This window comes from Bacteroides sp. AF20-13LB (assembly GCF_003603065.1).
Taxonomy (GTDB): domain Bacteria; phylum Bacteroidota; class Bacteroidia; order Bacteroidales; family Bacteroidaceae; genus Bacteroides; species Bacteroides uniformis.
On sequence record NZ_QTMH01000004.1, the window covers coordinates 245065 to 266216 of the forward strand.

Annotated in this window: 15 protein-coding genes, 10 tRNA genes and 1 pseudogene; 6 read left to right on the forward strand and 20 right to left on the reverse strand. The window is 47.5% G+C overall.

Annotation, left to right across the window (positions count from 1 at the left end):
- Nucleotides 1–94 precede the first annotated feature (94 nt).
- Together DWX62_RS22225 and DWX62_RS06050 are read right to left on the reverse strand one after the other, a co-directional pair.
- Nucleotides 95–667 (reverse strand): annotated as a pseudogene (locus tag DWX62_RS22225) (phage integrase SAM-like domain-containing protein); the annotation flags it as partial.
- A gap of 217 nt (nucleotides 668–884) precedes the next feature.
- Nucleotides 885–958, reverse strand: a tRNA-Asp gene (locus DWX62_RS06050).
- Nucleotides 959–1123: 165 nt separating this feature from the next.
- Between DWX62_RS06050 and DWX62_RS06055 the strand changes: the two genes are divergently transcribed.
- On the forward strand, nucleotides 1124–2440 hold the full coding sequence (locus DWX62_RS06055; RefSeq protein ID WP_005836540.1) for a pyridoxal phosphate-dependent aminotransferase: 1317 nt from the start codon (nucleotides 1124–1126) through the stop codon (nucleotides 2438–2440).
- Nucleotides 2441–2467: 27 nt separating this feature from the next.
- On the opposite strand, the gene DWX62_RS06060 is transcribed toward DWX62_RS06055, so the two are convergent.
- Nucleotides 2468–4048, reverse strand: coding sequence for a SusD/RagB family nutrient-binding outer membrane lipoprotein (locus DWX62_RS06060; protein WP_057281202.1), 1581 nt, complete (start codon nucleotides 4046–4048; stop codon nucleotides 2468–2470).
- Nucleotides 4049–4067: 19 nt separating this feature from the next.
- A complete protein-coding gene (locus tag DWX62_RS06065; RefSeq protein WP_009036965.1) occupies nucleotides 4068–7175 on the reverse strand; it encodes a SusC/RagA family TonB-linked outer membrane protein in 3108 nt (1035 codons plus the stop codon).
- Between the two features lie 140 nt (nucleotides 7176–7315).
- Between DWX62_RS06065 and DWX62_RS06070 the strand changes: the two genes are divergently transcribed.
- Nucleotides 7316–7909 (forward strand): YqgE/AlgH family protein, encoded by a 594-nt coding sequence (locus tag DWX62_RS06070; RefSeq protein WP_057281303.1) that lies wholly within the window; start codon nucleotides 7316–7318, stop codon nucleotides 7907–7909.
- Here DWX62_RS06070 and DWX62_RS06075 read toward each other — a convergent pair.
- From DWX62_RS06075 to recR, 3 genes are read right to left on the reverse strand one after another with little or no spacing between them, the layout of a single operon-like run.
- Nucleotides 7902–8438: a GNAT family N-acetyltransferase gene (locus DWX62_RS06075; protein ID WP_005836529.1), complete on the reverse strand. Its 537-nt coding sequence runs from the start codon at nucleotides 8436–8438 to the stop codon at nucleotides 7902–7904. The genes DWX62_RS06070 and DWX62_RS06075 overlap by 8 nt on opposite strands.
- 13 nt (nucleotides 8439–8451) lie before the next feature.
- A complete protein-coding gene (locus DWX62_RS06080) occupies nucleotides 8452–8910 on the reverse strand; it encodes a hypothetical protein (protein ID WP_035448319.1) in 459 nt (152 codons plus the stop codon).
- Nucleotides 8911–8959: 49 nt separating this feature from the next.
- Nucleotides 8960–9577: a recombination mediator RecR gene (gene recR, locus DWX62_RS06085; protein WP_005824669.1), complete on the reverse strand. Its 618-nt coding sequence runs from the start codon at nucleotides 9575–9577 to the stop codon at nucleotides 8960–8962.
- A 175-nt stretch (nucleotides 9578–9752) separates the two neighbouring features.
- On the opposite strand from recR, the gene yihA reads away from it, so the two are divergent.
- Together yihA and DWX62_RS06095 are read left to right on the forward strand one after the other, a co-directional pair.
- Nucleotides 9753–10361: a ribosome biogenesis GTP-binding protein YihA/YsxC gene (gene yihA / locus DWX62_RS06090; RefSeq protein WP_005836522.1), complete on the forward strand. Its 609-nt coding sequence runs from the start codon at nucleotides 9753–9755 to the stop codon at nucleotides 10359–10361.
- Nucleotides 10362–10372: 11 nt separating this feature from the next.
- Entirely contained in the window at nucleotides 10373–10969 is a 597-nt protein-coding gene (locus DWX62_RS06095; RefSeq protein ID WP_005836520.1) for a DUF4923 family protein, read from the forward strand.
- Between the two features lie 72 nt (nucleotides 10970–11041).
- Here DWX62_RS06095 and DWX62_RS06100 read toward each other — a convergent pair.
- The 11 genes from DWX62_RS06100 to DWX62_RS06155 form a co-directional block, all read right to left on the reverse strand.
- Nucleotides 11042–11114, reverse strand: a tRNA-Gly gene (locus DWX62_RS06100).
- A gap of 32 nt (nucleotides 11115–11146) precedes the next feature.
- A tRNA-Leu gene (locus DWX62_RS06105) sits at nucleotides 11147–11228 on the reverse strand.
- Nucleotides 11229–11255: 27 nt separating this feature from the next.
- A tRNA-Gly gene (locus DWX62_RS06110) sits at nucleotides 11256–11328 on the reverse strand.
- 14 nt (nucleotides 11329–11342) lie between these two features.
- Nucleotides 11343–11426, reverse strand: a tRNA-Leu gene (locus tag DWX62_RS06115).
- Between the two features lie 43 nt (nucleotides 11427–11469).
- Nucleotides 11470–11551, reverse strand: a tRNA-Leu gene (locus DWX62_RS06120).
- A 27-nt stretch (nucleotides 11552–11578) separates the two neighbouring features.
- Nucleotides 11579–11651: transfer RNA gene (locus DWX62_RS06125), tRNA-Gly, on the reverse strand.
- Between the two features lie 14 nt (nucleotides 11652–11665).
- Nucleotides 11666–11749: transfer RNA gene (locus DWX62_RS06130), tRNA-Leu, on the reverse strand.
- A 43-nt stretch (nucleotides 11750–11792) separates the two neighbouring features.
- Nucleotides 11793–11874 (reverse strand) — tRNA-Leu (locus DWX62_RS06135).
- 28 nt (nucleotides 11875–11902) lie between these two features.
- Nucleotides 11903–11975: transfer RNA gene (locus DWX62_RS06140), tRNA-Gly, on the reverse strand.
- A 111-nt stretch (nucleotides 11976–12086) separates the two neighbouring features.
- Entirely contained in the window at nucleotides 12087–13232 is a 1146-nt protein-coding gene (nspC, locus tag DWX62_RS06150) for a carboxynorspermidine decarboxylase (RefSeq protein ID WP_117681539.1), read from the reverse strand.
- Between the two features lie 141 nt (nucleotides 13233–13373).
- Complete coding sequence (locus tag DWX62_RS06155; RefSeq protein WP_120172646.1) at nucleotides 13374–15728, reverse strand: UvrD-helicase domain-containing protein; 2355 nt, start codon at nucleotides 15726–15728, stop codon at nucleotides 13374–13376.
- 144 nt (nucleotides 15729–15872) lie between these two features.
- Between DWX62_RS06155 and DWX62_RS06160 the strand changes: the two genes are divergently transcribed.
- Both DWX62_RS06160 and DWX62_RS06165 read left to right on the forward strand, forming a co-directional pair.
- Nucleotides 15873–16493, forward strand: coding sequence for a superoxide dismutase (locus tag DWX62_RS06160; protein WP_005828364.1), 621 nt, complete (start codon nucleotides 15873–15875; stop codon nucleotides 16491–16493).
- Nucleotides 16494–16659: 166 nt separating this feature from the next.
- Nucleotides 16660–17268, forward strand: a complete 609-nt coding sequence (locus DWX62_RS06165) for a thiamine phosphate synthase (RefSeq protein WP_117681537.1) — start codon at nucleotides 16660–16662, stop codon at nucleotides 17266–17268.
- Nucleotides 17269–17289: 21 nt separating this feature from the next.
- Here the strand turns inward: DWX62_RS06165 and DWX62_RS06170 are convergent, their stop codons facing one another.
- Together DWX62_RS06170 and ppdK are read right to left on the reverse strand one after the other, a co-directional pair.
- Complete coding sequence (locus DWX62_RS06170; protein ID WP_119992770.1) at nucleotides 17290–18174, reverse strand: HAMP domain-containing sensor histidine kinase; 885 nt, start codon at nucleotides 18172–18174, stop codon at nucleotides 17290–17292.
- A 167-nt stretch (nucleotides 18175–18341) separates the two neighbouring features.
- Nucleotides 18342–21062 (reverse strand): pyruvate, phosphate dikinase, encoded by a 2721-nt coding sequence (gene ppdK / locus DWX62_RS06175; RefSeq protein ID WP_120141132.1) that lies wholly within the window; start codon nucleotides 21060–21062, stop codon nucleotides 18342–18344.
- Nucleotides 21063–21152: the final 90 nt, after the last annotated feature.

Here is a 21152-nt window from a genome sequence, read left to right on the forward strand (position 1 = left end):
TTTGAGCATCTTTCACTTTCTTCAATTCTTCGGCAGTCAAATATTTCCTGATGGCATGTTTGCCACGGGAAAAACGCTCCCCCTTATACGGATCATTTTTTAGCAAATCAAACTTTATGGCCTCGTGGATATAACGTTTGTTACGTTTATGATAGTTATATATTGTCGGCTGTGAATAGCCCTTAGCATGTAACCAATCATCATACAATGTGATATTGGCTTTTGTGAGATCAGAAAAATATATTATTCTGTCAAATTCACGTAATGAGGTCGCAAATGTCCGATGGGAAGCTTTGGTACTTTCCGTTATATCTCCACGCTCTTCAATTCTTCTTTCTACAAAGTCAACAAAACTTTCCGATTTATTGGTATATCTCAAAAATCTATCCAGCTTATCAAAATCAAAAACTTCCTTTTTGCTGATAAGTTCATTAATCCAATTTTGGATAATCCGGAGTTGTTCATCAAGACACTGGTTCAATTGAATCATTTCAACCGAATTGATTATCTTCTTTCGATCATTCCATTGGTCGGAATAGACTTTAACGCCGGTTCCGATCCATTTTCTCTTACCTTCGCTCAAAACTTCAATTTGAACGAGTCCCTTGTGTGTCTTTGTCGCAACCTTTTTACGGTCAAAGACGAATCTCATTGTCGGATATTTCATATTCTTTTGAGTTTTGGTATCTACTGATTATCGCTACAATAAAAAAATGGTATCAAAGGCGGTATCATTATAGGTGAAAATATCGGTAAAAATCGGGAAATACTGGTAAGTTTCCGGTAAATATGCACCCAATTTTTATATGTTCTCCATCTACTCCCAACGCCTTAATTGCTTGATACACAACAAAAAAGGGAGTAACTAATGTTACTCCCTTTCGCGGTGCGTACGGGACTCGAACCCGTGACCCCATGCGTGACAGGCATGTATTCTAACCAACTGAACTAACGCACCATTATTTCATTCTTTCGTTGCTATCTCTCTCGATTGCGGTTGCAAAGGTAGACAAAATTCTTATATCTGCAATAGCTTGAAAGAAAAAAAATCATCTTTTTTTTAACATAGCTTGATTATAAGAGATTTATGTTACCTTTGCAAAACTAAATTAATATTGAAATCATGAGAAATACTCCTATTGAACGTAAGTTGATAGATGAAACTATCGCAGATTTTCATATCACAGACTTTGCCAAAGCAACCATCCGTGAAGTAAAAGCCATTGCAGCCAATGCCGAAGCGGCATCGGGTGTGGAATTCATAAAAATGGAAATGGGTGTACCCGGACTCCCCCCCTCAGCCGTCGGCGTAAAGGCCGAGGTGGAGGCATTGCAGAATGGTATTGCCAGCCTCTACCCGGACATTAACGGACTTCCCGCCTTGAAAGAGGAAGCATCACGTTTTATCAAAGCCTTTATCAATGTAGATGTAGCCCCCGAAGGTTGTGTACCAGTTACCGGCTCCATGCAAGGAACTTTCGCTTCATTCCTCACATGTAGCCAGTGCGATGAGAAAAAGGATACCATTCTCTTCATCGATCCCGGTTTCCCGGTACAGAAGCAGCAGCTGGTCGTGATGGGACAGAAATATGAAACCTTTGACGTATATGACTACCGTGGCGACAAGTTGAAAGCGAAGCTGGAAAGTTACCTCAGCAAAGGCAATATCTCTGCCATCGTCTATTCCAATCCCAACAACCCCAGCTGGATTTGCCTGAAAGAAGAAGAGTTGCGCATCATCGGCGAACTGGCAACCCAATATGACGTCATTGTGTTGGAAGACCTCGCCTACTTTGCCATGGACTTCCGCCAAGACTTGAGCAAACCGTTCCAAGCGCCTTACCAACCTTCTGTGGCACACTATACGGACTATTACGTGCTGCTCATTTCCGGTTCCAAAGCTTTCAGCTATGCCGGTCAACGTATCGGTGTCAGCTGCATTTCGGACAAACTGTATCACCGGGCCTATCCCGGGCTGACACAACGCTACGGCGGCGGCACCTTCGGCACAGTATTCATCCACCGCGTACTCTATGCACTCTCCTCCGGCACCAGCCACTCTGCTCAGTATGCTCTTGCCGCCATGCTTAAAGCAGCTAATGAAGATCAATACAACTTTCTTGATGAAGTGAAAGTATACGGTGAACGTGCCCGCCGCCTGAAAGAAATCTTCTTGCGCCACGGTTTCCACTTGGTATACGACAATGATTTGGGTGATCCCGTTGCCGACGGTTTCTATTTCACCATCGGTTACCCGGGCATGAGTAGCGGAGAACTTGCGCGGGAACTAATGTACTACGGTGTAAGCGCCATTTCACTGGTGACCACCGGAAGCCATCAGGAAGGATTACGTGCCTGCACTTCCTTTATCCAAGACCATCAGTACGACCAGTTGGACGAACGTATGGCAATTTTTGCCGAGAATCACCCCATCCAATAAAAAATATCCCTATATAATAAGGTATCTCTACCAGTTGATGCCGGTATCCCACCACAATCGGGTACCGGCATTGTCATCTCCACCCAGTGCCTCTACCAAAGCGGCATACTGCTCGGCATTCTCCGTCTTCAGTCCGCCGGGAAAGTTCAGACGGCGAATCATTGTCTCAGTATCTATACACCCGTCTTTACTGTGATTAAAGCGCACGGGGAATAGCCGGGGATACCCCGTCCGGCGCTGTTCCGCCCAAGCTTCACACCCTTCGGGAAACATGGCAATCCATTTTTGGGTAATAATCTTCTCCAGTTTCGTATCCCTATCCGCTGACTCCAGCCAGCGTGGCGAAACCTGACAACGGGCGGTAATATCATTCTCCATATCGTAGGTATCCACAAAATCGGCAGGCAACAAGTCGCTCTCCAGATAAGCATCGGACTGCAAGATGCCATACTGACGGAAAGAAGCCATTACCCCTTCTTCATAGCAGGTTTTCACCGACTCATCGGTCCATCCCCGTAGGGCAGCCTCGGCACGCAGGAACCAGACTTCTGCTGCCGGCATCAACACTGCATCAGTCTGCTGGGTAACTTTCAATTTTGAGAGTGTATTATAATAGTTATGTGCAAAGCATGTACCCTGACGAATGCCGCGATACTCGCCTGCAAACTGTTCATCCTGGCAAGTGGCAAAATAGATTTCACGACGGGGATCTTCATATCCGTTCAGTATGGACTCCATCGGCGCTCCCATATAAGCTTCATTCCAAACAAGGTTTATCTCGCCCAACGGATTGGTATATCCACTCGCCGTGGAAACCGCCACCGACTCGTCCGCCTCCCGAATGACTCCGTATTCATTATCCATCGCTTTACGGAATTCCGTTTTTGCCTTCTCCGGACTGGCTACCGCAATGCGCATGGCAAGCCGCATCCTCAACGAGTTGGCAAACTTTATCCAAGAGTCATAATCACCGTCCAACAACATATCGAAACGCGCAAACTCCGAAGCTCCCGGATGCTCGACAATATAATCGGAAAGTACAGCTACAGCCGTATCGAGTTCACAGAAAAATGCATTATAGACCTCTTTCTGCGTGTCGGGCATATAACGGGCTTCGAGATCGGCAAAATGACTATACACAATAGGGCCGTAATAGTCCGTGACACGGTGCATCACTTCCACCTTCAGTATCTTGGTAATGCCGAAAAAGGCAGGCATGCGATCACGTGTGGCATTCTCCGACTGATATATCTGCGGGAAAACATACTCATAGGTATGTCCCCACATGGCGCTGTTCCATCCATCCTGCAAGTTGTAGTCCGAATTGTGCGAACCTCCATTCAGAGGCTTGGCATCGTGCATGTAACCGCTGAACATATCGGCATTCAAATTCTGGGTCAACTGAAAAGGCCAGTTCTTCCCCTTTCCGTAGTCGTAATTGAAATAGATGCCTTGCTGGATGATTCCAAGACGGATGCCATGTTCGTTATAGTCGGCCTGCAAGTTCTCGTCCGTCACACCGGACTTGTCCGTATTGATTTCCTTAAAGTCTCCCGTACAAGCCAGAAACACGAAAACCATGCCAATCAGTACTATAATCCTCTTCATATCAAGTCTCCCCCCCCTCTTAAAATTCACACTTCAAAGAAAATCCCCAACTACGCGTGGTAGGCATACCGTAGACTTCAATTCCCTGGTTATCATTGCCCGTAGAGAGTACCAGGTCAGGGTCGAAAGGCGCCTTTTTGTAGAAGAAGAACAAGTTGCGTCCCGAAAAGGACAGTTGTGCCCGCTTGAGGACTTTGGTCTTTTCCATCCAGGCTGCAGGCAGTTGGTAGCCCACGGACAGCTCACGCAGCCTGATGTTCGTGGCATCATACATATAATATTCCGTCACCCCGGCCCGTCCGCCTACAACATTCTTATAAAATCCTTTCACATTATCTATCCGGTTACCTTCAAGCATTACATAACCTTTGTCTCTGGCCCGGGCCGTGACTTCAGAAACGCCATACATATCCATATCCGCCTGCGTCTGGGACAAAATATCGCCTCCAAAGCGACAATCCACCAGAAAATAGAAAGAAAAATTCTTGTAAGACAGCATATGATTCCAGCCCAGCATCAGTTTTGGATTGGCATTGCCCACTTTCACCGTATTGCCATCACCTTCCACCAAAGGCATGCCGGTATTGTCTCCTTCCGTGCCGTAAACGATATTGCCCGCATCGTCACGTACAAAAGCTTTTCCGTAGATGTCACCGATAGAGCCCCCTTTCACCAATTTCATGGCATAACTGGACGAGAAGCTGGTAGGACCGTAAAGAAACTCCTTCAGCGCTTCGTGCAGTGAAATTATCTTGTTGCGGTTGGTGGAGAAGTTTACCTCTGTTTTCCACTTGAAATGGTTTGTCAGCAAAGGAACGGCATCCAATGAAACCTCCCACCCCACATTCTGTATATTACCCGCATTGACATAACGGTAGGCATATTTATCGCCCGACAGAGTGGGAAGCTTGAAGAACTGGTTCCGGGTATTCGTCTTATAGAAAGTGGCATTCAAACCAATGCGGTTCTTTAAAAAACGCGCTTCTATACCCGCCTCAAAGGAATGCGTCATCTCCGGTTCCATATCCTTGAACGGCGCGGCATCACTTGCCAGGAACTCTCCACCCGCCGTGATATGCGAGGAAGGATTTGTGATGAACATGGGAATATCATTGCCCACCATGCTGTATGCCCCCCTTATCTTTGCCAGTGACACCCATCGGGGTAAAGTCATCAGCTTATTGAATATCAGCGAAAATCCCACGGAGGGATAGAAGAACCCGCTTTTCTCATGAGATGTATAAGCCAGCGTGGAGGACCAGTCATTACGGGCCGACAAATCAAGATAGACAAACTCGTTGTAGCCCAGTTGTGCCGTCGCAAACAAGGACTGCAATTGGCGCCGCGCATCAATCTTCTGGTCCAGCCCAGCGGAACCATTCATGATGATATTGGCCAGATTGAACACATTGGCATATTTCAGCGAAGCTGTTTTAGAGTCATAGCGGGTGGAGTTCACTGTCTTGTCATTGATACTGGCACCGAGCGCCGCGTTGAGAGAGAATGCATCCCACTGCTTTTTCATCATCAGTATGGCGTCTCCGTAATATTGGGTTTCCTGATAGTCCATCTCGATATAACGCCCATTGGCTCCCGCTAACGCCGGAGCGGTAGAGGCATAGAACTGCTGGCGCACCTTGTCGTTAATATAGTCTACATTGCCACGGGCCTGCAGGCTTAACCAATCGTTTATCTTCAGATTGGCAGATAAGGAGACTATGACATGCATACGGTTCTCCTTGCTCAATATGCGATTGGTAATCCAGTAGGGATTCTGCTCAAAATCCTCGTAGGAGGTATGCCAATTCTGTATGTTCAGGTTTCTACCCTCATCATAAACCTCGAAGTTCTCCTTATAATAAGAAATATCCTCACCCCGTGGAAAACGGTAGAGCCCCACCAAAGGATTCATGTAGAAACCACCCACGGTAGGCTTGTTCTTCACCACCTGGCGCATCAAGTTCATACTGCCATCTAACTTCAGACGGGAATTCAACAGAACGGAAGTCTCTCTGAAAGTGAGGTTGTGCTTCGAAAGGTTATGTTTCCCAATGATGCCATGCCCCGTAGTATTGGCATAGGAGAAATAGTTCTGCAACTTCTCATTGCCGTGACTCAAGGAGATGGAAGTTATGGAGGTGACACCAGTAGAGAAGAAGTCTCTCAGATTATCATATTCGGGAAGGTTTGCCCGTTCTCCCCAACTGTCCACACCGTCACTTACTCCATAGCGGTTCTGCATCTTGGGTAGTGCAAAAGCATTGTCGAACATCAGGCTCGTCGAGAAAGAAACACTGCGCTGCCCGTGCGACTGCCCCTTCTTTGTAGTAATCAGTATCACCCCATTGGCGGCCTGACTACCATACAAAGCTGCCGCTGGAGCTCCTTTCAGGATACTGATACTCTCTATATCCTCAGGATTCAGATTGGAAATGCCATCTCCTCCGTCACGGTTGCCGGCATTGGCCGTTCCACCTATGGCAGAGTATGCTTGCTCGGAAGTGGAGTTCAGAATGGGAACACCGTCTATCACATACAGCGGTTGGTTGTCACTCGCCACCGAGCGGATTCCACGGATACTGACTTTGGCTGAGGCTCCCAGACCGGAAGAAACCTGATTGACACGCACACCTGCCGACTTGCCGGTCAACGAAGTAATTAAGTTGGGCATTTTTACTCGCGTCAACTCCTCGTTTTTTATTAAATCTGTGGCGTAAGAAAGAGAATTTTCTTTCTTTTCGATACCCAAAGCGGTAACAATAACGTTATCCAGCTCTATCATATCTTCTCTTAGCGTGATATGAAAGGTCGAACGTCCTTCCACCTCAATATCCTGGGAAATGTAGCCGATAAACGAAACACGAAGCACTGCATTATCGGCAACCACCAGAGTGAATTTTCCTTCCGAATCCGCTATCGCACCATTGGCAGTTTCTTTCTCTTGAATAGTGGCACCGGCCAGCGGAAACCCGCTTTCATCCAGCACACGGCCACTTATCGTCACTTTAGAAAGCTGTATTTCAGAATGTCCCGGACGCTGCATACGCTCCATAAAATCCTCCGGGCAATCCGTCCATCCTATAGAAAACAGCCCTAAAATTAACGTATATAATGTAGTATATTTCATTGCATTAAATTGCCAATTACTTGCAAACTTAAGTATTTTCTCCGAATAAAAAAAGCCATAAAATCTGAGAAAAGAAACTTTTAAAATGAAAAACAGCGAAGAACTTTTGTTTATTGTGGAATATTATGTATATTAGGGGCATGTATAGCAATATAGATCTATTCAAGATAGAAACAAACCATGTGGTTCCTGCCCGGGGAAAGGTCTTGATTTCCGAACCCTTTTTGTGTGACCATATGTTTGGGCGATCCGTCATTCTACTGGTGGACCATACACATGACGGCACAATGGGACTGGTTCTGAACAAACCGCTCCCCCTATTCTTGAATGATGTGCTGAAAGACTTCGACTGCCCGGAAAACATACCTATCTATAAAGGAGGACCGCTCAGCACAGATACGTTGTTCTATCTACACACGCTCGAGGGCATTACCGGAGCATTGTCCATCGGCAAAGGCTTCTACCTGAACGGTGATTTTGAAGCCATTAAAGACTACATCATGCAGGGAAATCCCGTTAAAGGCAGAATCAGATTTTTTTTGGGATACTCCGGCTGGGAGTACGAACAGCTGGGCCGGGAAATTGAAGAAAACACCTGGCTGGTAGGCAAAGAAAACATCAGTTCGCTAATGGACGAGGCGGCCAGCGGCACACTCTGGAAGAAGGCATTGTGCAAGCTGGGAGCAAAATATGAAATATGGTCGCGCTTCCCCCAGATTCCAACGTTCAATTAGTGCTGCGGAGAAGTTGCAACAGTACGACATCCTTATAGCACCCTCCTACGCGCCACCACTCCCTCAAAAGCCCACAACGCACAAAACCGCAGGATTCAAAAAGGCAGATACTTGCCTCATTATCCACCGAGATATGGACTATCAACTGTTTCAGATATAGGAAACTGAAAACATAGTCGCACAGCAAACGCAGCGCTTCCTTGGCATAACCATTGCCCTGATACTCCTTCCGTATGGCAATACCCACCTCTCCCCGGGCATGCATGGGAGAAAACTCTGTAATATCGATGGTGCCTATCACCGCATCATCCTCTACACGTATAATCATCATACGCAGCTGGCGGTCGGCAAACATATCGCATTCGGAATTCTCAATATATTGTTTCAAGACAAATCTGGAATAGGGTACGGTGAAGTTCGTCACATCCCAAGTCTGGGAATCATTCTCCATAGCATACATCACTTCCAGGTCTTCCGGCTCCATAGCACGGAGACGCACCCTTTCACTGCAGAAATAAGATTTATTCATATTTTCCAGTCGGTTACATTTCTTCTTCTTTATTGATATGCAGTTCTTTACGCAGGCGTCCCTCACCCGGCAGGCAGAACAGAGAAGCCGTCAGTCCTATCAGTGCACACAGTGCACCCGTACTGCTCAACATGATATAATAGGTGAAAAAGCCTGCAAGCACCGGTATGGCAAGCAATGCCAGCCGCACGCCACTCCACAGCGCATAGAGACGGAGGGCTTCGGGAAGCGTCACTACATCTATTTTCCGGATTAATACCCATGAAAAGAGTTTCAGGGCTATGGGTACGCAAGAGGCAGCCAGCAGAATGGTTACCGTCTCAGCCATATAGGTGGCACGTACATCTCCAGCATACATACCTACCAATCCGCCTCCGGTTTCTCCAAGTAGAACGAACAGGATGGGAAGCATCCAGAAATAGGCAAAAGTTGTTCGGACACGCGCTGCGGTCTTCTTTATTTGTTCTTCCATTTAGTAAATTGATAGTGGATAATGAATAATTGATAATGGCCCCAAACAATCAGGCAGTTCCGGAAAATGGAGTACGGTTCACAATACTGCGTCCCAGAGTCACTTCATCCGTATACTCCAATTCGTCACCGATGGAAATGCCACGGGCTATGACGGAGAGCTTCACACCCAGTTTTTCCAGCTTGCGGTAGATATAAAAGTTAGTAGTATCTCCCTCCATCGTCGTGCTCAGCGCAAGAATCACTTCATTGATGCCGCCGGCGGCTACCCGCCGCACAAGGCTTTCTATCTGCAAGTCTCCGGGGCCAATGCCATCCATCGGCGAGATGACGCCTCCCAGCACGTGATACAAACCACGGAACTGTTGTGTGGCTTCCACAGCCATCACATCGCGGATGTTCTCTACCACACAAACCACAGAGGCGTCCCGTTGCGGACTGGAACAGATACGGCACGTCTCCGTATCTGATATATTATGGCATACCTTGCAATATTTCACTTCATGCTTCAGCGTCACGATGGCATTGCCGAACGCTTCCACCACTGCCGTATCCTGGCGGAGCAGGTGAAGAACCAGCCTCATAGCCGTCTTGCGTCCCACTCCGGGCAACTTGGCAAACTCATTTACCGCCTTCTCCAATAATGTAGAGGGAAACTGTCCATTCATACTTAAAATTCTCCTATTGGCCACAAAGATAGTGCAAACCGAATGCAGAATAAAATGAACTCGTTCATTTTTTATGCTGAGGTGCAGCCTATCTTCGCTTTCTGGGCAAAGATAGTGCAAACTTATGAAATTAGTGCTACCTTTGCCACACGTAAAACCCCAAAAAGGCAATAAAATGGATATTACAAACGCTGAATTCGTCATCAGTAACACAGACGTGCGGAAATGCCCCACCGGTACATTTCCCGAATATGCTTTCATCGGACGCTCCAACGTAGGAAAATCCAGTCTCATCAATATGCTGACCGGGAGAAAAGGGCTCGCCATGACCTCTGCCACACCGGGAAAGACCATGCTCATCAACCATTTCCTCATCAACAAGAGCTGGTACATTGTAGACCTTCCGGGATACGGCTACGCCAAACGGGGACAGAAAGGGCAGGAACAAATCAAACGTATTATAGAAAGTTATATACTGCAACGCGAACAGATGACTTGTCTGTTTGTTCTTATAGATAGCCGGCTGGCTCCCCAAGCCATCGACCTCGAGTTTACGGAATGGCTGGGCGAGAACGGTGTACCCTTTGCCATCGTCTTCACAAAGGCCGACAAACTGAAAGGCGGCAGACTGAACACCCACATCAACGAATACCTGGAACAGTTGAAGGAACAATGGGAAGAGCTGCCCCCCTACTTCATCACCTCTTCTGAAAACCGCATGGGACGGAAAGAACTGCTGGACTATATCGAAAGTATCAACAAAAGCCTGAATAGCAAACAATAGAAATAAGTAAAATGAAAAGATTAGTTTTTTGGCAACTGTTTGTTGCCGCACTACTGCTGACCAGCAATAGTCATGCACAATCCATCAAGGATTTGTTCAACAAAGAAAATATAGAGAAGGCGGTAAATGCCGTGACCGGCAAGTCAACAGCGGATATGACCGGCACTTGGTCGTATACCGGCTCCGCCATTGAATTCGAATCGGACAACCTGCTGCAGAAAGCCGGCGGTGCCGTTGCCGCCACAGCCGCAGAAAAGAAACTGGACGAACAGCTTGCCAAAGTAGGCATCAAAGCCGGGCAAATGTCATTCACATTCAACGCCGACAGCACATTCAGCGCCAAAGTAGGGCAAAAGAGCATGAAGGGAAGCTACTCCTACGATGCATCCACCCAAAAGGTCAACTTGAAATTCGCCAAGCTGATAGGTATGAATGCCAAGGTCAACGCTACCTCCACAACTATGGACCTGCTGTTCGAATCGGACAAGCTACTGAAACTGATAACCTTCCTCTCCAGCAAAAGCAGCAACTCCACTCTGAAGAGTATCGGCTCGCTGGCCAACAGCTACGACGGAATGATGCTCGGATTCTCATTACAGAAACTGTAACAACAACTTCCATACAACAAAAAAATCCCGCAAGCACCGAACAATGCTTGCGGGATTTTTTTATCTGAAAAGAGCGGAAAACGAGACTCGAACTCGCGACCCTAACCTTGGCAAGGTTATGCTCTACCAACTGAGCTATTTCCGCATGGGATGACTCTCCTTTTTTGAGGAGTAAAGTGCCCAGAACAGGACTCGAACCTGCATGCCTCTCGACACACGCACCTGAAACGTGCGCGTCTACCAATTCCGCCACCTGGGCATAAGTCATCTTCAATACATCTGAAAGAGCGGAAAACGAGACTCGAACTCGCGACCCTAACCTTGGCAAGGTTATGCTCTACCAACTGAGCTATTTCCGCAATGTATAAAAGCGTGAAGAGAAGGAGACTCGAACTCCCACGACATAATTGTCACTACCCCCTCAAAGTAGCGCGTCTACCAATTCCGCCACCTCTCCAACTTACTTTCAACAATTCAAAGAACCGACTGCTTTACCTTTGTGCCCAGAACAGGACTCGAACCTGCATGCCTCTCGACACACGCACCTGAAACGTGCGCGTCTACCAATTCCGCCACCTGGGCATAGGTCATCTTCAATACATCTGAAAGAGCGGAAAACGAGACTCGAACTCGCGACCCTAACCTTGGCAAGGTTATGCTCTACCAACTGAGCTATTTCCGCAATGTATAAAAGCGTGAAGAGAAGGAGACTCGAACTCCCACGACATAATTGTCACTACCCCCTCAAAGTAGCGCGTCTACCAATTCCGCCACCTCTCCAACTTACTTTCAACAATTCAAAGAACCGACTGCTTTACCTTTGTGCCCAGAACAGGACTCGAACCTGCATGCCTCTCGACACACGCACCTGAAACGTGCGCGTCTACCAATTCCGCCACCTGGGCATAGGTAATTGCAATCTAAACTGCGTTGAGCGGAAAACGAGACTCGAACTCGCGACCCTAACCTTGGCAAGGTTATGCTCTACCAACTGAGCTATTTCCGCGATTGCGGATGCAAAGGTAGATATTTTCCTTAAACCTGCAAACATTCCGCAGACTTTTTTCACACAGAAAAGTGTACATTTTCGCCAGGCATACAAGCAGACTTTTGATTATCAACTCATTCGCCCACGATAATCTTCATAAGAAAATTGCTTGAAAACTTCAGCTTTTCCTTCTTTTGTCCACATTGCAATGGCCGGATGGTGAATTCCATTGAACATATTCGTCTTTACAGTGGTGTAATGTATCATGTCCTCAAAGATGATTCTCTCCCCTATCTGCAGCTCATGGTCGAAACTCCACAGTCCCATATAGTCGCCGCTTAGGCAGGAGTTTCCTCCAAGACGATAGACATAAGGACCCGCATCACCCATCTCCGCTCCACGCACTGCAGGCTGATAGGGCATCTCCAGGCAATCCGGCATGTGGCACGTAAAGCTAACGTTGAGAATGGCAGTACGAATGCCGCGGTTTTCCACGATGTCCACTATCTCCGAGCTCAGCACACCGGTCTGCCAAGTGAAAGCGGAACCGGGCTCAAGAATGATTTGAAGATGCGAATAGCGCCCCTTCAAGCCTTGCAACAGACGGACAAGATGCTCTACATCATAATCCTTACGCGTCATCAGATGCCCGCCTCCTAAATTCAACCACTTAATCTGTGAGAACCAGCGGGAGAATTTTCCTTCCAAGTGCTCCAATGTGTGTTCCAGTTCGTAGGAAGAAGACTCGCAATGACAATGACAGTGAAAACCTTCAATACCCGCCGGAAGTTCTTCGGGAAGCTGGTCGGCCATTACACCGAAGCGGGTACCGGGTGCGCAGGGATTATAAAGCTCCGTTTCCACCTCAGAGTATTCGGGATTGATGCGGATACCGCAGGAAATGCCGCTTCCCTCCGCCACCACTACCGGATAAAAGCGGTGGAACTGCGAAAGCGAATTGAAAGTGATATGACTGCTGCACCGCATTATCTCCGGAAAATCGGCCTCGGTATAGGCCGGTGAGTACGTATGCGCCTTACTTCCGAACTCCTCCAATGCCAGACGGGCTTCGTAGACGGAACTTGCCGTAGAGTGGTCTATATACTCCCTGAAAATGGGAAAGGAACGCCACATGGCAAATGATTTGAAAGCGAGGATTATCTCCACACCTGCGCGGTCGGCCACACTTTTTATCAGTGCGAGGTTCTTTCTCAGCAATCCTTCTTCCATAATATAGCAGGGAGAAGGGAAAAGGGAAAAGTCTTTATTTGTCATTCTTCTATCTATATTTACTATTCTAAATTGTCCGTATGTATCGTTCTAACTGTCTTTTTTTAAGATACCACGGTCCTACACTTATGCCATCATCCTCTTACAAATATCCCGTTTCTGTGTGAGACAAAAGATGCGACTATCCTATGACAGCACTTTAAAACGCGCGAAGCGCAGCAAAAGTTGTTTGTCTCCCGCATTCTTGAAGCGGATGGTGGCTTTCGCATTGTCTCCTTCGCCCTCCACTTTCAAAACTTCACCCAGGCCGAAACGTTCGTGCTCTATCAGTTGTCCCTGCTGTACACGATTGGCAGACCCGCCGGCAGAAGGCGATGTACTTGCCGTATTTGCAGAAGGCGCCACCCGTTTCAGATTACGTGGAACGGTCGGCGCAATAATCTGCTGTTTCGGTCGTACAGACACACGCTCTTTTCCTCCATACGGAGCATCTTCCCTATCAGGCGCAAAACCTCTGGCGTTCTCCCTGCGGAAAGCGGCGGCTTCCTCCTCTACCCTGCGGAACATTCCCGCATCCTGAGGCAGACGCAGGAAACGTATATCTATATCCTTCAGGAAACGGCTGGGACTGCCAAACTCCATCTTGCCATATCGGAAACGCGTCTTTGCATACGATAGGAAACAGTGTTCTTCGGCACGTGTGATGGCTACATAGAACAGCCGCCGTTCTTCCTCCAATGCCCGGGGAGAGTCACCCACCATGCCGCTGGGAAAAAGATTCTCCTCCATCCCCACTACAAACACATTCTTGAACTCCAATCCCTTGGCCGAATGTACAGTCATCAGGGTTATCTTCTCATCGTCCCCATCCTTATCCGAATCCTGGTCGGTAAGAAGGGAAATTTCCGAAAGGAAGTCACCCAACAACACGTTCGGGTTTCCTTCCTCCTGCCGTTGGGCACAAAAATCACTCATACCGTTCACCAGCTCCTCTATATTCTCCTTACGGCTCAGATTCTCGGGAGAGTTGTCCTGACACACATCATTGATGATGCCCGATTGGCGAATAATGTCGGCACCGATCTCGTAGGCATTCTTCTCCGCAGCATCTGTGATAAAGGCGGATATAAGTTCGCGGAATGCCTGCAACTTTCCCACCGTACCTTTATTGAAGTTCAAGCCATACGCCAACGGCTCACAAAGCACGGTCCACAAACTTACATTGTGCCCGGTGGCGGCAGCAATGATTTTTCCCACTGTCGTATCTCCGATACCCCGTGCAGGATAATTGATAATACGTTTGAAAGCCTCTTCATCATTGGGATTCACTATCAGACGGAAGTAAGCAATAACATCTTTGATTTCCTTGCGTTGATAGAACGACAAGCCTCCGTAAATACGGTAAGGCATACTGCGTTTGCGCATGGCTTCCTCAAAGATACGGCTCTGCGCATTGGTACGGTAGAGTATCGCAAAATCAGAGTAGGCATAGCGCTTTTCACGCCGCAGTTCAGCTATCTTATTCACCACAATATCCCCTTCTTCCACATCACTGTATGCCTGGTACACACCAATGGCCTCTCCCTTCTCCTTTTCCGAGAACACTTCCTTGCGTATCTGCCACTGGTTCTTTTCTATCAGGCTGTTGGCCGCGCGGACAATGGTCTGGGTGGAACGGTAATTCTGCTCCAGCTTGAAGACCTTCGTATCGGGATATACTTTCGTAAAGTAGAGAATATTGTCAATATCGGCACCACGGAAGGAGTAGATACTCTGTGCATCATCCCCCACCACACAGACATGCTGATGGTTCTTGGCAAGTTGCAGCACGATGCTGTGCTGTGCAAAATTGGTATCCTGATACTCATCCACCAGAATGTAACGGAACTGCTCCTGATAACGCGCCAACACCTCGGGGTGGTCCCGGAACAGCAGGAATGTGTAGAACAGCAAATCGTCGAAGTCCATCGCATCTGCCTGCCGGCAACGCTCCCAATATCTCTGGTAGATGTCGCGAAGCGCCGGAACCTTGGCTGCACGGTCTCCTTCGTAAGCCTCCTTGTTGTTGGCATAGCCTGCCGGAGAAACCAGATGATTCTTGGCATTCGAGATACGCGCCTGCACCATCCCCGGCTTGTACACTTTCTCATCCAGCCCCATTTCCTTGATAATGGAACGTATCAAGCTTTTACTGTCTGCCGTATCGTAAATGGTAAACTGCGAAGTGAAGCCGATATGCCCGGCCTCGACATGCAGAATGCGCAGGAACATGGAGTGAAAGGTTCCCATCCACAGATGGCGCGCCCTCTCCGGCCCTACCTGACGGGCTATACGCTCCTTCATTTCGCGCGCCGCCTTGTTGGTAAAGGTCAATGCCAGAATGTTCCAAGGCTGGTAGCCATTCTCCAGCAGATAAGCAATCTTGTAGGTCAGCACGCGCGTCTTTCCCGAACCGGCACCGGCTATCACCAGTGACGGACCGTCATTGTATAACACCGCGTTCCGTTGTCCTTCGTTCAGTTCCTCTATATAATCGGGCATATCCGTATAATCTTAAAATGATGATATTTTTTCTTCCTTTGTTTTTACGGAGGCAAAGATAAAAAAAGCTTCGGAGACGTACGAACATTTCTATAGGTTATAGTGTTTATATAGTAAAGTTCCAAAATTAAATAATTGAAACTTATGAATACAATATTAACGATTTTAATGATAACAGTTATGACTTACGAAATGCCAAAACTTCCCTACACCAACAATGCACTGGAACCTGTAATCAGTCAGCAAACCATAGATTACCACTACGGTAAACATCTGCAAACCTACGTGAACAACCTCAACAACCTCGTTCCGGGAACGGAATTTGAAGGCAAAGACCTGGTAACCATTGTTGCCACAGCACCGGACGGTGCCATCTTCAACAATGCAGGACAAGTGTTGAACCACACATTATACTTCTTACAGTTTGCTCCGAAGCCTGCCCACAGCGAGCCTACCGGCAAGCTGGCAGAAGCCATCAAACGCGACTTCGGCAGCTTTGAGAATTTCAAGAAGGAATTCAACGCGGCAGCTGTCGGCTTGTTCGGCTCCGGATGGGCTTGGTTGTCTGCCGACAAGAACGGCAAACTCCACATCACCAAAGAAGCCAACGGTAGCAATCCGGTACGCGCCGGTCTTGTTCCGCTACTCGGATTCGACGTGTGGGAACATGCCTACTATCTTGATTACCAGAACCGCCGTGCCGACCATGTGAACGAACTGTGGAGCATCATCGACTGGGATGTAGTAGGTAAAAGACTGAAATAAGCAACAAGGTCCCACTAAACATGTTAATGACGCATTCTTGAGCAACTAAGGTTCAAGAATGCGTTTTCTTGTTTAAAATAGCCATCTAACATATTTTAAAGAAATTCTTTGGCTTCTACCATAAGTATTCATTAACTTTGCTAAACTTAAAAGTTAAACAAAAGAAATGAAACTCATCGTAGTAACAGCACCCACATTTTTTGTGGAAGAAGACAAGATTATCACGGCACTATTCGAAGAGGGGCTGGATATTCTACATCTGAGGAAGCCGGAAACTCCCGCCATGTATTCAGAACGGCTTTTAACGCTGATACCCGAAAAATACCATAAGCGCATCATTACCCATGAGCACTTCTACCTGCAGGAAGAGTTCAGCCTGATGGGGATTCATCTAAACACCCGCAATCCCAAAGAGCCCCACGACTATTCGGGCCACATCAGTTGCACCTGCCATTCACTGGACGAAGTGCAGAACAAGAAGCATTTCTATGACTATCTGTTCCTAAGCCCGATATATAATTGCATCACAAAGTCCGGAGTCACGTCCGGCTTCACAGCCGAAGAGTTGCGGCAAGCAGGAAAAAGTAAGGTCATAGACAGTAGAGTCATGGCTTTGGGAGGCATTACTCCCGACAACATACTGGAGATTAAGGATTACGGATTCGGTGGTGCCGTTGTAATGGGTGATTTATGGAATAAATTCAATGCCTGCACCGACCGCGATTATCTGGAAGTAATCTGCCACTTCAAGAAGTTAAAAAAAATGGCTGATTGAGCCTTGCCTTGGACTGGCAAATCAAAATTTACCGTACTCTTTGTATTCAATACCGGCAGGCAACGTGAAATAGAAGGTGGAGCCTTCCCCTTTCTTAGACTCCACACCGATACCTCCCCCATAGTGCTCCACAATAGATTTGGTGATGGAAAGCCCCAACCCCGTACCTTTGATATTGTAGTTCATCTTCACAAACCGTTCAAAGATGGCATGTCTTCCCACTTCATCGATACCACAGCCTGTATCTGCCACATAAAAATAGAAGTTATGGTTGCTCAATCTCCTGCAACCGATTTTCACACTGCCCATTTCCGTAAACTTCAAGGCATTCCTCACCAAGTTACCTATGACTTGGGCAAAACGCACACGGTCTACCACCAAACGGCATTGAGGCAACCGTTCTACAAACTCCACCTGAATGCCCGTGGGATGCGAGCGCATATTCTCCGTCGTGCAGACTTCATCAATCAGCGCGTTTACATCCACTTCTCCATCGTTATATTCCAGGGTATTTGCCTCAATCTTCGAATAGTCCAGCAAGTCATTGACCAGTTGCAGCAGCGAGTCCTTGTTATCATTAATCTCTTTCAGGAAAGCCATACGGGTTTCTCTGTCCAGATTATCCATTTCGGCAAGCATGGTTGTAAAGCCTACAATAGCATTCAAAGGAGTACGTATTTCGTGAGTCATATTAGCTATGAAAGCATTCTTCAGCTGATTGGATTCTTCGGCAACCTCATTGATGCGCTGCAACGTCTTCAACCTTTTGCTCTTGCTGATGGAAATGATTATCATGATGACCAAGAGCAGAATGACAATCATTCCAAAACTGTATATTAGTGCTTCATTCTTCTGATAGAGGTCGCTGGTCCAGACATCATATGCTGCCGTAATTGTTAATATCATCGTTTATTGCTTGCTTATTGGAAACTATAAAATTATAGGAAGCAAATATACTAAAGAAAACACAAATAAATTAATAGAAACTACAGTTTTTTCCAACAAAATGGGCCGCATGCCATTACCAAGTAAAGCATGCAGCCCATAAATGTCATTATTCAGTATTATTGATATCAGCCTTCAATGGCAGCCTGCGCCGCAGCCAGACGTGCAATAGGCACACGGAACGGAGAACAGCTGACATAATTCAAGCCAACTTTGTGGCAGAACTTCACAGAAGAAGGCTCACCGCCATGTTCGCCGCAGATACCGCACTTCAAATCCGGACGGATAGCACGTCCCTTTTCAGTAGCCATGCGCACCAACTGTCCTACACCATTCTGGTCGAGTACCTGGAACGGGTCTACTTTCAGAATCTTCTTCTCCAGATAAATCGGGAGGAAGGAAGCGATATCGTCGCGTGAATAACCAAATGTCATCTGAGTCAAGTCGTTCGTACCGAATGAGAAGAACTCGGCAGAGGAAGCAATGCGGTCGGCAGTCAAGGCGGCACGCGGAATCTCAATCATTGTACCTACCTTGAAGTCGATGCTGTCACCCACTTCTTCAAACAACTGGGCAGCCTCAGCACGAATCACTTCTTCCTGCTGCTTGAACTCATACAAGATACCGGTCAGAGGCACCATGATTTCAGGATGGGTTTCAACGCCTTCCTTCTTCAATTCCAAAGCAGCGCCCAGGATAGCACGCGTCTGCATCTGCGTAATTTCAGGATATGTATTTCCCAAACGGCAACCACGATGACCCAACATCGGATTATGCTCACAAAGTGCCTCAACACGTTGCTGGATATACTGGAGGCTTACGCCCATCGTATCTGCCATTTCCTGCTGTCCCTTCAGGTCATGGGGAACAAACTCATGCAAAGGAGGGTCGAGCAGACGTACAGTCACCGGACAACCGGCCATTGCTTTGAAGATACCCTTGAAGTCAGCTTGCTGGTAAGGAAGAATCTTAGCCAGAGCCTTGCGACGTCCTTCGGCGTTTTCTGCCAGAATCATCTCGCGCATGGCTTTAATCTTCTCGCCTTCAAAGAACATGTGTTCCGTACGGCAAAGACCGATACCCACCGCACCAAAATTACGTGCTACTGCGGCATCATGAGGAGTATCCGCATTGGTACGAACTTGTAGTCTCGTATATTTATCAGCCAAATCCATCAGTTCCGCAAAGTCACCGGACAGCTCAGCCGCTTTTGTCTCCACCTTGTCTTTATATACTTCACCGGTGCTTCCGTTCAAGGAGATATAGTCACCTTCTTTCAACAGTACACCATCCACTTCCACTGTACGCGCCTTGTAGTCGATGTTCAAGGCACCTGCACCGGACACACAGCACTTACCCATACCACGGGCAACCACTGCCGCATGCGAAGTCATACCACCGCGGGCAGTCAGGATACCTTCGGCAACTGCCATACCTGCCAAATCTTCCGGAGAAGTCTCGATACGTACCATCACCACACGCTTGCCGGCAGCATGCCATTCGGCAGCATCATCGGCAAAGAATACGATTTGTCCCGTAGCGGCACCCGGAGAAGCGGGAAGACCACGGGTCAATACCTTGGCTTGCTTCAGCGCTGTCTTGTCAAATACCGGGTGGAGCAGTTCGTCCAACTTATTGGGCTCACAACGCATCAATGCAGTCTTTTCGTCAATCATACCTTGATGGAGCAAGTCCATGGCAATCTTCACCATAGCGGCTCCGGTACGCTTACCGTTACGGGTCTGGAGGAACCAGAGTTTACCCTCTTGTACTGTAAACTCCATATCCTGCATATCACGGTAGTGATTTTCGAGTTTTGTCTGCAAAGCATCCAGTTCCTTATAGATTTCCGGCATAGCCTCCTCCATGGAAGGATATTTGCTGACACGTTCTTCTTCGCTTACACCGGCTAATTCAGCCCAACGTTGAGAACCGATTTTTGTAATCTGTTGCGGAGTACGGATACCGGCAACCACGTCTTCACCTTGTGCATTAATCAAATACTCGCCATTGAAAAGGTCCTCACCGGTAGCAGCATCGCGGCTGAAGCAAACACCCGTAGCAGAGCTCTCGCCCATATTACCGAATACCATAGCCTGAACGCTTACGGCAGTACCCCATTCGTCAGGAATTCCCTCCATCTTACGATACAAAATAGCACGTTCGTTCATCCAGGAGTTGAATACGGCACAAACGGCACCCCACAACTGCTCGTAGGCACAAGTCGGGAAGTCTTTTCCGGTTTGTTCTTTCACCGCAGCCTTGAACTTCTTCACGAGTTCCTTAAGGTCTTCCACCTCAAGCTCGTTATCCAGCTTTACGCCTTTAGCATGTTTCACCTCTTCTATAATAGCCTCGAACGGGTCTACATCTTCCTTGTTCACCGGTTTCATGCCCAGCACCACGTCGCCATACATCTGCACGAAACGACGGTAAGAGTCCCATGCAAAGCGTGCATTGCCCGTCTTGCGCGTCAGGCCTTCCACCACTTCGTCATTCAAGCCAAGATTCAGGATAGTGTCCATCATGCCCGGCATGGAAGCGCGCGCACCCGAACGTACGGAAACCAGCAACGGATTCTCCACATCACCGAATTTGGAACGCATCAGTGTTTCCACATGGGCAATGGCTTGTTCAACTTCATTCTTCAACAGAGCAACGACTTTATCCTGCCCCATTTCATAATATTCCGTACAAACTTCTGTCGTTATTGTAAAGCCCGGAGGAACCGGAACCCCTATAAGGTTCATTTCTGCAAGGTTAGCACCTTTCCCACCCAAAAGGTTTCTCATATCGGCCTTTCCTTCTGCCTGGCCGTTACCAAAGGTATAAACTCTTTTTTTGTCCATAATATAAATTTAAAGTTTTTGATAGTGATTTCTCTTTTCTGCTCGCAAATCTAAGTATATTTCGCAGACTAGAAAACTTTTTCAGAAAAA